Source organism: Flavobacterium sp. J372, assembly GCF_024699965.1.
GTDB lineage: Bacteria > Bacteroidota > Bacteroidia > Flavobacteriales > Flavobacteriaceae > Flavobacterium.
In genome coordinates this window covers 2,263,306-2,275,651 of sequence record NZ_JAJOMZ010000004.1, presented here as the reverse complement: position 1 = coordinate 2,275,651, position 12,346 = coordinate 2,263,306, and the positions used below count along the sequence as shown (strand labels likewise).

Annotated in this window: 6 protein-coding genes and 2 pseudogenes; 6 read left to right on the top strand and 2 right to left on the bottom strand. The window is 41.5% G+C overall.

Annotated features, from left to right (window positions below):
• Positions 1–25: 25 nt before the first annotated feature.
• From LRS05_RS11280 to LRS05_RS11260, 5 genes and pseudogenes are all read left to right on the top strand, one after another.
• Positions 26–4,465, top strand: a complete 4,440-nt coding sequence (locus LRS05_RS11280; RefSeq protein WP_257868421.1) for a translocation/assembly module TamB — start codon at positions 26–28, stop codon at positions 4,463–4,465.
• A 198-nt stretch (positions 4,466–4,663) separates the two neighbouring features.
• Positions 4,664–5,651 (top strand): annotated as a pseudogene (gene pfkA / locus LRS05_RS11275) (6-phosphofructokinase).
• A gap of 24 nt (positions 5,652–5,675) precedes the next feature.
• Entirely contained in the window at positions 5,676–6,677 is a 1,002-nt protein-coding gene (gap, locus tag LRS05_RS11270) for a type I glyceraldehyde-3-phosphate dehydrogenase (protein ID WP_257868420.1), read from the top strand.
• A 95-nt stretch (positions 6,678–6,772) separates the two neighbouring features.
• Entirely contained in the window at positions 6,773–7,621 is an 849-nt protein-coding gene (locus LRS05_RS11265) for an N-acetylglucosamine kinase (protein WP_257868419.1), read from the top strand.
• 5 nt (positions 7,622–7,626) lie between these two features.
• Positions 7,627–8,001, top strand: a complete 375-nt coding sequence (locus LRS05_RS11260) for a methylglyoxal synthase (RefSeq protein ID WP_257868418.1) — start codon at positions 7,627–7,629, stop codon at positions 7,999–8,001.
• On the opposite strand, the gene LRS05_RS11255 is transcribed toward LRS05_RS11260, so the two are convergent.
• Positions 7,982–8,362, bottom strand: a complete 381-nt coding sequence (locus tag LRS05_RS11255) for a RidA family protein (RefSeq protein ID WP_257868417.1) — start codon at positions 8,360–8,362, stop codon at positions 7,982–7,984. The two genes, LRS05_RS11260 and LRS05_RS11255, sit on opposite strands and share 20 nt — an antisense overlap.
• Positions 8,363–8,390: 28 nt before the next feature.
• A pseudogene (locus LRS05_RS11250) lies at positions 8,391–10,987 on the bottom strand (putative LPS assembly protein LptD).
• A gap of 158 nt (positions 10,988–11,145) precedes the next feature.
• On the opposite strand from LRS05_RS11250, the gene LRS05_RS11245 reads away from it, so the two are divergent.
• Entirely contained in the window at positions 11,146–12,252 is a 1,107-nt protein-coding gene (locus tag LRS05_RS11245) for an N-acetylmuramoyl-L-alanine amidase (protein WP_257868416.1), read from the top strand.
• Positions 12,253–12,346 lie beyond the last annotated feature (94 nt).

Sequence of the window (12,346 nt, the reverse complement as noted above, 5' to 3'; positions counted from 1 at the left end):
CACGATAATAGGAATTATCCTGTTTTTGTTACTGCTTGGCATTGCGCTCTCGCTGCCTTTTGTGCAAACAAAAATTGCACGATATTTTACAAACACACTTAATGAAGATTTTGGCACAAATATTAGCATAGACAAAGTTGCTGTTTCAATATTTGGCAGCGTAAAACTTAAGGGTGTGCTGGTGCTTGACCATCACGGCGATACGTTAATATCAGCCAATCGCTTACAAACCAATGTGCTCAGCTTTAAGAATATCGCTAACAGCAACCTTCAGTTTGGTACGCTTAAAGCAGATGCGCTTACCTTCCACATGAAAACTTACAAAGGCGAAAAAACATCTAACCTTGATGTTTTTGTAAAAGCTTTTGATAATGGCAAACCGGGTTCAGGTAAGTTTCGCTTGCGGGCAGATGACCTTGCCGTTACCGGCGGGCGTTTCCGTCTTACGAATGAGAATGCTGTAACGCCGCGTGTGCTTGATTTTAAAAACCTGAATGGTGAGCTGAAAGATTTCTATATTAAAGGCAGTGACGTTTCAGCTAATATACAAAAGCTGTCTTTGCTTGACCATCGCGGGCTGCAGGTACAAAACCTGAAAGCAGCATTTATGTACACCAAGACCAATATCATTTTAAACGAACTGGAATTGGCGACTAAGGAATCGGCTTTGCGCGGAGCCGTGAAACTTACGTACACAAAGGAGGATATGAAGGACTTTGTAAATAGGGTAAGATTTGATTTTAAAATAGACCGCGCCACGGTATCTTCAAATGAATTGAACCTTTTCTACAATGAATTTGGTAAAAACCAAAAGTATTACCTCTCTACAACGCTAGATGGGCCGCTTAACAATTTCACATTGCATAACCTTAAGCTGCTTGATGCACAGCAAAGCGAAATCATTGGCTCTGTAAATTTCCGCCATTTGTTTGACAGGGAGGGGCCGGGCTTTTACATGAATGGAAATTTTGACCGTGTTACCTCAAACTACACAGTTTTACGCAGCATCATGCCAGGGATATTGGGTAAAAGTTTACCAAAAGAACTGGAGAAATTCGGGCGCGTTGATATGACCGGAGATGTCGTACTTACCAAAAAAGACCTTGATGCTAATTTAAACATTATTTCTGAACTTGGTGAAGCTGTGGCTAACATTGCAATAAAGGATTTTAATAAGCCTGACGTTGCAGTGTATACCGGCGTTATTGACCTGAATGATTTTCAGCTGGGTAAATTCCTGAATGATAAAACAATTGGTAACGTAACGCTTAATCTTGAGGTTGACGGTGCCGGCTTTAAAAAAGAATCATTAAACACAAAACTGAAAGGCGAAATTTATTCCGCAACATATAACAGGTACACTTATAGAAAAATTACCGTTGACGGGCTGATGAAATGGCCTTATTTCCAGGGGCGCATTAACAGTAACGATCCTAATCTGATGTTGACTTTTGATGGCCTTGCCGACCTTAGCAAACGCCGCGCACGCTATGATTTTGAAGCCCAGATAGACTATGCAGACCTTAAAGCGCTTAACTTAAATCTTTTCAAAAAAGATTCAATAGGCATCGTAAAAGGTAATTTTAAGCTAAATGCAAGCGGGAGTAACTTCAATGACCTGGCAGGAAGGTTTGAGGTTTCACAAATGTCTTTCCAAAATGGGCGCAACAGCTATTACTTTGAAGATTTTCAGGTTGAGTCGGTTTTTGATGCGGCCAATGTTCGTACTATTACAATCAATTCGCCCGACATAATTCAGGGTAGGGTTACGGGTAAATATGATACAAAGCAATTAGCAAAACTTGTAGAAAATGCACTCGGCAGCTTATATACAAACTACAGTAAGCACAGGGTAAGGCCGGGGCAGTTTCTTGATTTTGATTTTACGATTTATAACCAAATAGTCGAGGTTATAGCGCCTGATATTGTGTTGGGAGACAGTACAACCGTTCGCGGAAATATCAATGCAGATAAGGGCGAGTTCAGGCTTGCATTCAGTTCGCCGAATATTACAGCTTATAACAATACTTTCAATAATATTAAGGTTGATGTAAATAATCGAAACCCGCTGTATAATGCCTACGTTACGATTGATAGTGCACGAGTGAAGAACTACAAGATATCTGACTTTAACCTCGTAAACGTAACTCAAAATGATACGCTCTACCTGCGTACCGAATTTAAAGGAGGCAATACAGATAAAGATTATTATAACCTGAATCTTTACCATACCATTGGTAAAGACAACAAATCTGTAGTCGGGCTTAAGCGTTCAGAAGTTAACTTTAAAAATTATTTATGGTTCCTGAATGAAAATGACAGCCGGGATAACAAAATTGTCTTTAATAAAAAACTTACCGATTTCGAAATTGACAGGATAAGCCTTTCGCATAACGACCAGCGCATGGAGCTCTCAGGTATGCTTCGCGACTCAACCTACAAAGACCTGAAACTGAGTTTTGATGATGTTGACCTGCACAAGATAACACCATCGCTTGACAGCCTCTCTTTTGGCGGAAGAGTAAACGGTGAGGTAAGCCTGAAGCAGAACAGGTCGGTTTTCCAGCCGGCATCAGATATTACGATTGACAGTCTCTCGATCAATAAATTCCAGTTAGGCAACCTGCAGGCACAAATAGTAGGTGATAAATCGATTCGCACCTTCAACGTAAATACTGAACTGATTCGCGACGGTGAAGAAACCTTCTTTGCTAACGGTACCGTTGATATCATTAATAAAGAAACCACCCTAAACCTTGATGCAGGATTTTCTAACTTCAGCCTGGCGCCATTATCGGTCTTCCTTAAATCAATTTTCCCTGAAATGCATGGGTTTGCATCGGGTAGGGCAAGTATAGTTGGGAATGCAAAACGCCCTGAGATTGATGGTCGCCTGTACCTGAAAGATGCTGGCCTTACGGTAGGCTACCTTAATACTAAGTATGATTTTGAACAAAATGCTGCCGTAGACCTTACAGAAGATGAAATATTCTTTCGTAATGTTATGATTACAGACACAAAGTATAACACTACCGGCAGGCTCTTTGGCAGCGTGAAGCATAATGTGTTTAAAGACTGGGCTCTTGACCTTGGGCTGGAGTCAGACAGGCTCTTGGTGCTGGATACAGAAGATAGTGATGAAGCACAATTTTACGGCACGGCAATTATAAAAGGTAGCGCTTCCATTACCGGGCCTACAACAGCATTGAATATAAAGGTTGATGCAACATCAGTATCTGGTACAGATATTAAGATACCTATTAATACATCATCAGCCAGCGGCGCTTCAACGCCTTATATTGATTTTCTTTCACCTCAGGAAGTAGCAGACATTGCCAAGGGCAAAATAACGCAAACGAAGACTTATAAAGGCCTCGAGATGGAATTTGACCTGAACATTACACCTGATGCCAGCCTTGAAATTATCATTGACAAAAACACAGGGCACGGTATGAAAGCTAAGGGTAATGGTAACCTCTTGCTGAATATTAATACGCTTGGCAAGTTTAATATGAATGGTGACTTTGCGGTAACCGAGGGGGTTTATAACTTTAGGTACGGTGGTGTTTTTGATAAAGAACTCTCGTTAAGGCCGGGCAGCTATCTCGCGTGGGATGGTGACCCTGCAAGGGCGCGCCTTAGCATGGAAGCTGTATATCTTACAAGGGCAAATCCTGCTGTACTGCTTGAGTCAAGCTCTTTTAACCGTGTAATACCTGTTGAGGTTGTTATTGCGCTGAACGGTAACCTGGCACAGCCCGAGCATGAGTTCCAGATTAATTTCCCAAATGTAAGTTCGGTGCTTAAATCTGACCTGGAATACAGGCTAAGTGATGCCGACACAAGGCAGACACAGGCACTGTCATTATTATACTCTCGTTCATTCCTTAGCCCTACAAGTGCAGGCAATGCTGTATATGCACCGCTGTTTGAGCGCGCCAGCAGCTTGTTTGAAGACTTTTTCAGCGAGGATGACAGTAAAGTAAAGGTGGGCGTAAATTACGTACAGGCAGAGCGAAATCCGTTTGTAGAGACGAGCTCGCAAGTAGGCCTTACGCTATCATCACAAATTAGTGACAGGATAACCGTAAACGGGCAGTTGGGCGTGCCTGTAGGCGGAGTGAACCAAAGTACTATTGTAGGTAATGTGGAAGCGCAATTGAGGCTTAATGAAGACGGTTCCCTTAAGGCAAGGGTATTTAACAGGGAGAATGACCTTAACTTTTTAGGGGAGGGTATAGGGTATACACAGGGTGTGGGTTTGACATATGAAGTTGATTTTGATACTTTTAGTGAGTTTATGGAGAAATTCTTCAGGAAGCTTAAGCTGGAGAAAAACGGTGATGGCGACGATAATGTGCCTGACAGCGATGTATCGCCTGACTGGCTTGAATTTAGTACTGAAAGAAGGAAAAAAACGAATACTGAAGAAAAAGAACCTGAAAGGATACCTGAAACTGATTAAAATATAATTTGAGGTATTCATAAAAACATATTTGATAGAAAAGCGGGTAAAGAAATGTCAACTTTATCCGCTTTTTTATTTTCCTTAAGAAAAACTTATTAACGAAAACGTTTGAAATGTTGCGATTTTATTAATGGAATGCAAAAACAAATAAATAAAACATATTAAATTATTAATTTTACAATCAAATACTAAAAAATGTCTGTTAATATCAAAAAAATAGGTGTGCTGACTTCCGGAGGGGGATTCTCCGGGCATGAATGCCGCCATCAGGGCTGTAGTGCGTACATGCGCATTTCACGGAGTGGAATGTTTGGGTATTTACAGGGGATACCAAGGGATGATAGAAGGTGACTTTAAAGAAATGGGCCCGCGTAGTGTAAATAACATTATCAATAAAGGCGGTACTATACTTAAATCAGCCCGCTCAAAAGATTTTATGACAGAAGAAGGCCGTAAAAAAGCTCATGACAATCTTGTAAAGGCAGGTGTTAATGCATTAGTTGTAATTGGTGGTAACGGCAGCTTTACCGGAGCGCTTAAATTTAACCAGGAATTTGGCTTCCCTATTATTGGTATTCCTGGAACCATTGATAATGACATATACGGTACAAGCCATACCTTGGGCTATGACACCGCCTTGAATACAGTAGTTGAAGTAATAGATAAAATACGTGATACGGCCAGTTCGCACAACAGGCTTTTCTTTATAGAAGTAATGGGGCGCGATGCAGGGCATATTGCACTAAATGCAGGTATAGGTGCCGGTGCGGAGGAAATATTGATTCCTGAAGAAGATATGGGCCTTGACAGGCTTCTTGAATCGCTTCGCCGCAGTAAGGCATCGGGCAAGTCATCAAGCATAGTGGTGATTGCCGAAGGAGATAAAATAGGGAAGAACGCATTTGAGCTTAAAGATTACGTTGAGGAAAACATGCCTGAATATGATGTGCGTGTATCTATCCTCGGGCATATGCAGCGTGGTGGTGCGCCAACATGTTATGACAGGGTACTGGCAAGCAGGCTGGGTGTCAAGGCTGTAGAATCTTTACTTGAAGGCAAGTCAAATTTAATGGCCGGCGTCTTGAAAGATGAGATAGCGCTTACCCCGCTTGAACAGGCTATCAAAATGAAGTCACAAGTAGATAAAGAGCTTATCAGGGTGTCTGATATAGTTTCAATATAATTTAAACAACAAATAACATAAAAAATGGCAAAAGTAAAATTAGGTATAAACGGTTTCGGAAGGATAGGCAGGATTGTCTTCCGCGAAACTTTCAACAGAGATAATGTAGAGGTAGTAGCAATAAATGATCTTCTGGATGTTGACCATCTTGCATACCTGCTAAAATATGATTCAGTCCACGGCAACTTCAAAGGCGAAGTTGAAGTACGTGACGGTAAGCTTATCGTAAACGGAAAGGAAATTCGCGTAACAGCTGAAAAAGACCCTTCAGTTTTAAAATGGGATGAGGTTGGTGTTGATGTAGTTGCTGAATGTACCGGTATATTCACTACACTTGAAAAAGCTCAGGCACATATTGATGGCGGAGCTAAAAAAGTCGTTATCTCTGCACCATCGGCAGATGCGCCAATGTTTGTAATGGGTGTAAACCATGAGAAGGCTACAGCTGATGACAAGATTGTATCAAATGCATCATGTACCACCAACTGTCTTGCACCATTGGCTAAAGTTATCCACGATAACTTTGGTATTGTTGAGGGGCTTATGACAACTGTACACGCCACAACGGCTACACAGCTTACTGTTGATGGGCCGTCACGCAAAGATTTCCGTGGAGGCCGTGCAGCTTTGCTAAACATAATTCCTGCCAGTACGGGCGCTGCAAAAGCGGTGGGTAAAGTTATCCCCGAGCTTAACGGATTGCTTACCGGTATGTCTATGCGCGTTCCTGTAGCTGATGTGTCTGTAGTTGACCTTACGGTAAAACTTAGCAAAGAGACTACATATGATGATATCATGGCGGTGCTGAAAAGGGAGAGCGAAGGCAAGATGAAAGGCATACTTGGCTTTACTGAAGACGATGTAGTATCTCAGGATTTTATTTCAGATACACGTACCAGTATTGTTGACTCAAAAGCAGGTATCGGGCTTAATTCTACCTTCTTCAAAATCGTATCTTGGTACGATAATGAGTATGGCTACTCGAGCAAGCTTATAGACCTATCGGTGCACGTTGCATCTTTGTAATATTTTTTTAACTTGTCCCGTTTTTTGGAAGCAAAAGGCGGGATTTTTTATTTAGCCTTATTGGCTTACAAGCAAACTTAAACTAACTCAACTCAATGAAACTATTAGTAGACAGTGGCGCTACAAAAGCCGACTGGATTGCCCTTGATGAGCAGGGCAACAGGCTTTTCACCACACAAACCCTTGGCCTTAGCCCTGAAGTAATTGACAGGAAAGAGGCACTCGAGCGCCTTGAAGCACGTTTTGATATATCAAACAACAGAAAAGAAGTAACAAGCCTTTATTTTTACGGCGCCGGCTGTGGTACAGACAGGATGAAGAAGTACATGAAGGAAATTTTTGAAGAATTCTTCCCTAATGCACAGGTTTCAGTAAAGGAAGACACCTATGCTGCAGCTTATGCTACAAACCCAAGTAATGAGAAAGCTATTATCTGCATTTTAGGTACCGGCTCAAACTGCAGCTATTTTGATGGTAAAGAGCTTCATCAAAAGGTCCAGTCTCTTGGCTATATTGCAATGGATGATTGCAGTGGCAACCGTTTCGGCCGTGATTTAATACGTGCTTATTACTTTGGTAAAATGCCTGAACACCTGGCTAAGATATTCCAGGATGAGTATAACCTCGAGCCTGATACCATTAAGCACAACTTGTACAAAGAGCCGAACCCAAATGCCTATCTGGCTACGTTTGCGAAATTCCTTATACAGCACAAAGATGATACTTTTATAAAAGGCCTTATATATGATGCTATGCAGACTTTTGTAGATAATTATATTACGCAATATGACAATGCGCATGATGTACCCGTACATTTTGTAGGTTCAATAGCTTTTTACCTGAAGGCTGAGCTTGCCGAGGTTTTGGAAAAAAACAACCTGAAGCTTGGTAACGTACTGCGCAGGCCTATCGACGGGCTAATTGAATACCACGAATTAAACTAAGAGCTATGGAAATTGCCGTGATTGCCCATGATGGGATGAAAGCCGAAATGGTGCAGTTCCTCAACAAGCATAAAGATATCCTCATCAAAGAAAATATAAAACTCATTGCTACCGGCACAACCGGCAGTAAAGCAGTAGCAGCAGGGTTTAAAGTAAAGAAAATGCTATCAGGGCCACTTGGCGGCGATGCACAGATTGCAGCCCGTGTTGCTGAAGGAAAAACTAAGATGGTTTTCTTTTTTAAAGACCCTATGTCAAGCCATGCACACGAAGCTGACATAAACATGCTTATCAGGATTTGTGATGTGCACAATGTGCCGCTGGCCACAAACCCTGCTTCGGCAGAATTGCTGCTTTTGGCTATTTCACAGCAATCATAGAGATTTCAACATTAACGCTTTTAGGCAGTCTTGCCACCTGGACCGTTTCTCTTGCAGGAGCGGTCTTTTCGTTAAAGTATTTCCCGTAAACTGAATTTATGCGGGCAAAATCATCCATATTGCTGATAAAGATAGTGGCCTTCACCACATCTTCAAAAGTCATTCCGCCAGCATCAAGTACAGCCTTCATGTTCTGCATCACCTGCTCTGTTTCGGTTTCAATATCATCCATTATCAGTTCGCCTGTTTCCGGATGCAGTGCAATCTGCCCTGATGTGTAAAGTGTGTTACCAACTAAAACAGCCTGACTGTATGGACCGATTGGCGCCGGTGCTTTATCTGTGAAGATTATCTTTTTCATAAATCTGAATTCTTATTCTGAAATCTAATTACCTGATTGTCCTGTCCGGTACACGGCGTTTTTCCCACTTGATGTCCTGGAGAACAGATGATTTTATTCCTATGAAGAAGCCCCAGAACGAGTTATCACCAAACGGAATCCAGTTGAAGTCCATCCGCCAGCTTAACAAGTCACGCTCAAAACGTAGCTGAGTATAAGTAACACCCTGCTGTACAAAATCATACCCTGAGGAGAAGCCCAGCTTCCATTTAGGAGTTATGTCAAGATTACCGGACAACATGATTGAGTTGCCTGTTATCTTTTTCTCTCGCGCATTATTTGAATAGGTGAGGGAGTAGGCAAGGCGCATATCCCAGGGTAATTTTGCATTATAAAAGCCATCAAAAGGCTTTTTCTTGGTATCGTCTTCCTCATCATTAAACATACTGTTGCGCTGGTCTCCCATATTAACACCGGTACCAAAAAGGTCATCCTCACGGCCGCCGTTACGTGCAGTCTGGCTATCAGGCCCATCCTTTTTTCCTGAATCCCCGTCTTCACTTGATAGGGCATAGTTTACAGTAATATTGGCACTGGTCATCCTGAAAAGACTGCCGCCGTTATCAATATTCCACATATTGATTGTGCGGCCATTATTGTCTACCGCATACGGATTTAGCGTGGTGCCGAAATTCACATTCATTTTGTCTTTTAGCAGGTTTGTCCCGGCTGATATTCGCAACGGCGCCCATGCCAGTGAATCAGCAGTCATATCATAAGATGTAGTGAAATTCAGATTATTAAGCAGCATGATTTTTTTAGGCTCTTCGGTTTCGCTTTCATCATCACGCACCTTTGCTTCAAATGTATTATTTACTGCTATACCAATGTTATTTGAATAAGTCCGGCCAGGAATACCAAATAGCCCACCTTCAAAACGTGTATATTGCTGGTATCTGCCAGTATTATCTACATAAGTGTCATAATATTGCTCAAAGCTGGGTGTATAGCTATAACCTATTGATGGACGAATCACGTGGCGTATAGCCTGTATTTTTTCTTCTCACCAAAGTTGAAATTACCATATACTGTTGTACCTATAGAGGAGTTGAAATTATAGGTCCGGAAAGAGTCAAAGCCGCGTATATCTGAATCTATCGGCCTGTTGGTATCAGGGTCTAATTCCCGCTCTATTGTGTTAAAGACCCATGTTTCCTGATAATTAGTTCCTGCTGATACACTGAAAAACTTAAAAATTTTAAAGTTGGTTGTAAGTGGTATACTGTGCTGGAAACCCGAACGCATATCCCGCCACATCCCAGCCTTGAAGAAAAGCGAATCGGTGGTTGCAATCCTGTTTTCACCGCGAAGGTTATATTGTAAGTTCAGGTTTTTTATAAAGCCTTTCTTGGGTGCATCTCCCGGCGCAAAAGGGAAAATCCTGTCTACACTCAGCTGCATTGTTGGCAGGCTCATGTTAATTGCCTCGGTATTTGTGTTTTGCTGGTGTGTTGCAGCGAGCGATAAATTGACCTGAGGTACCGTCTGGAAGGTTTTATTATAACTTATGGATGACTGGAAGTTGTTGTTTAGTGATGCGCCGACATTAGCCATGTTTATAGACTGGCGAAAATACTGGCTTGACCCAAGGTTTACACTTGCTGAAAACCGTGAATTTGGATTTGCTTTAGAGTCCTGGCTGTGGCTCCATTGTATGTTATAGTTTCTTGTTTTCGAATAATCCGGTAATCCTCGTTCGCTCGCTACAAGGTTTTCAAATCGTATGTGTATGTTCCCATTGAATTTATACCGCTGTGCATAGCTCGATTCAAACCGTAGTCCGTAACTGCCATTGGTATAATAATCTCCTGTAACAGCAAGGTCGTAATAATCACTTAGCGCAAGGTAATACCCCCCATTCTGCAAAAAGTATCCCTGGTTGTTGTTTTCACCAAAAGTTGGTATCAGGAAACCGCTTTCGGCCTTATCTGTCATAGGGAAAAATGCAAACGGAAGGGCCACAGGCGTAGGTACATCAGCTATTACAAGATTGGTAAGGCCTACAACAACTTTTTTGCCGGGAACAAATTTTATCTTATCTGTAAAGAAATAGTATTCAGGGTCATCTATGTTTTTTGAGGTGGTGAAACGCGCTCCTTTTATAAAGTATACGCTGTCATTCTCTTTCTTTGTAATCTCGCCTTTTACCCGAAATTCCCCCTGGTCGCTTCGGGAATTCCATACCCGTGCCTTTTTTGACCTGGTATTAAAGTGGATAGAGTCGGCTTCGATAACATTAGCGCCCTGCTTAAAATAAGGGTATTGCGAATATACCCCTGTAGAATCTTTCATCCGTCCGGCAAACACTTCATTTTTTTCATAATTCATGATAATGACACCGCTCTTCAGCTCCATGTCTTTTTGTGTTAACACGGCCTGGTCATAAAGCGTGAGCTCTTTTTTGCGCTGGTCTATCTTTTCATAGCCTTCAGCAGTACGCTTAATTATTGCATCAAGCCCACCTTTTTTTGGCTTTATCGAATCTGTTTTAATCGTAATTGAGTCGCCGGGTTTTACGTTAACAGTGTCATTTACAGCGGGTACAACCTGCGCAAATACATTTGGCGCAAAAATTGTTAGAAACATTGCTGATAAAATGATATGAAGTAAGTTTGTACGCAACGGTATGGATACTATTTTTGTAAAAATGCGTTTATCTTTTAAAGGTGTCAAACTTACATATTTTTCGGCAAAAGTAAACACTTCACACCAATAATACTAAGGCTATTAATAACTACATTACTATGGCAGCAAACCTTAAAACAAAACTTACATTATTAGTATTTATTGTATGTTACAGCGTTTCATTGGCCCAGGGCAGCAACAGGTTTAAAGTTGTGCTTGACGCCGGGCACGGTGGCGATGATGCCGGGGCTACTTATTACAACTATAAAGAGAAGGATGTTGCGCTTAGCGTAGCACTAAAAGTTGGCGCCTTGCTTGACAGGCAGAGCGGTATTGATGTTATTTATACAAGAAAGACAGATGTGTTTATTGAATTGAAAGACCGCCCGGCCATTGCTAATAAAGCACATGCCGACATTTTTGTTTCTATACACTGTAATGGTGATGCAAAGCGGACTGCTTATGGTGCCGAAACCTGGATTATGGGTCGTGCAAAAGATGCTGCCAACTTTGCTGTAGCAAAAAAGGAAAACTCCGTAATTTATCTTGAAGAGAATTATAAGACCAAGTATAAGGGTTTTGACCCTAACTCACCTGAAACTTTTATTGGCCTGATGGTGCAGCAGGAGGCTTATGTGCAGCAGAGCATAGAACTTGCCGGGATGATACAGAGCAATATAATTAAAGAATTGCACAGGCGCGACCGTGGCGTAAAGCAGGGGCCTTTTTGGGTACTGCACCAGACTGCTATGCCAAGTGTTCTTATAGAGCTAGGGTTTATGTCGTATAAAGATGAAGTGGAATACCTTGTGTCTGAAAAGGGCCAGAATGAACTGGCAGCTACTATTGCAAATGCTATTCTTAATTATAAAAACACCTATCATAGCCCAACAGATTTTGGTGATATAGCAGCAACCGTAAATAAGGTTTCGGCTACCCAGCCTGAAAGAGAGGTAAAACCCGTTACCCCTGTAGTTTCAAACAATGAAAAGGCAAATCCTGAAAAAGGGCCTGTATATAAAGTTCAGATTGCCACGGGCAGCAAAAGCCTTGAGCTTGTACCGTCAAATTTTAAAGGGCTTAAGAATATATCCAAAGAAAAAACTTCTGTGGGCATTAAATACTATTATGGTGCCACCAATGACCAGGCTGAAGCAAAAAAACTGCTTGAAGAGGCTAAGGCAAAAGGTTATAAATCGGCCTTTATAGTTACAACTGACAATTAGCCTGCAATTTATAATCATTATAATCTGGTATAATTTTCAGGTTTACAGGTTGTTAAGAAATATGATAATAAATCATTTTTGAGTCAGTTTGCAA

Coding starts and splice junctions, on each gene's coding strand:
- LRS05_RS11260 (WP_257868418.1), top strand. CDS start 7,627: ATGGAAATTGCCGTGATTGCCCATGATGGGATGAAAGCCGAAATGGTG.
- LRS05_RS11245 (WP_257868416.1), top strand. CDS start 11,146: ATGGCAGCAAACCTTAAAACAAAACTTACATTATTAGTATTTATTGTA.
- LRS05_RS11265 (WP_257868419.1), top strand. CDS start 6,773: ATGAAACTATTAGTAGACAGTGGCGCTACAAAAGCCGACTGGATTGCC.
- LRS05_RS11255 (WP_257868417.1), bottom strand. CDS start 8,362: ATGAAAAAGATAATCTTCACAGATAAAGCACCGGCGCCAATCGGTCCA.
- gap (WP_257868420.1), top strand. CDS start 5,676: ATGGCAAAAGTAAAATTAGGTATAAACGGTTTCGGAAGGATAGGCAGG.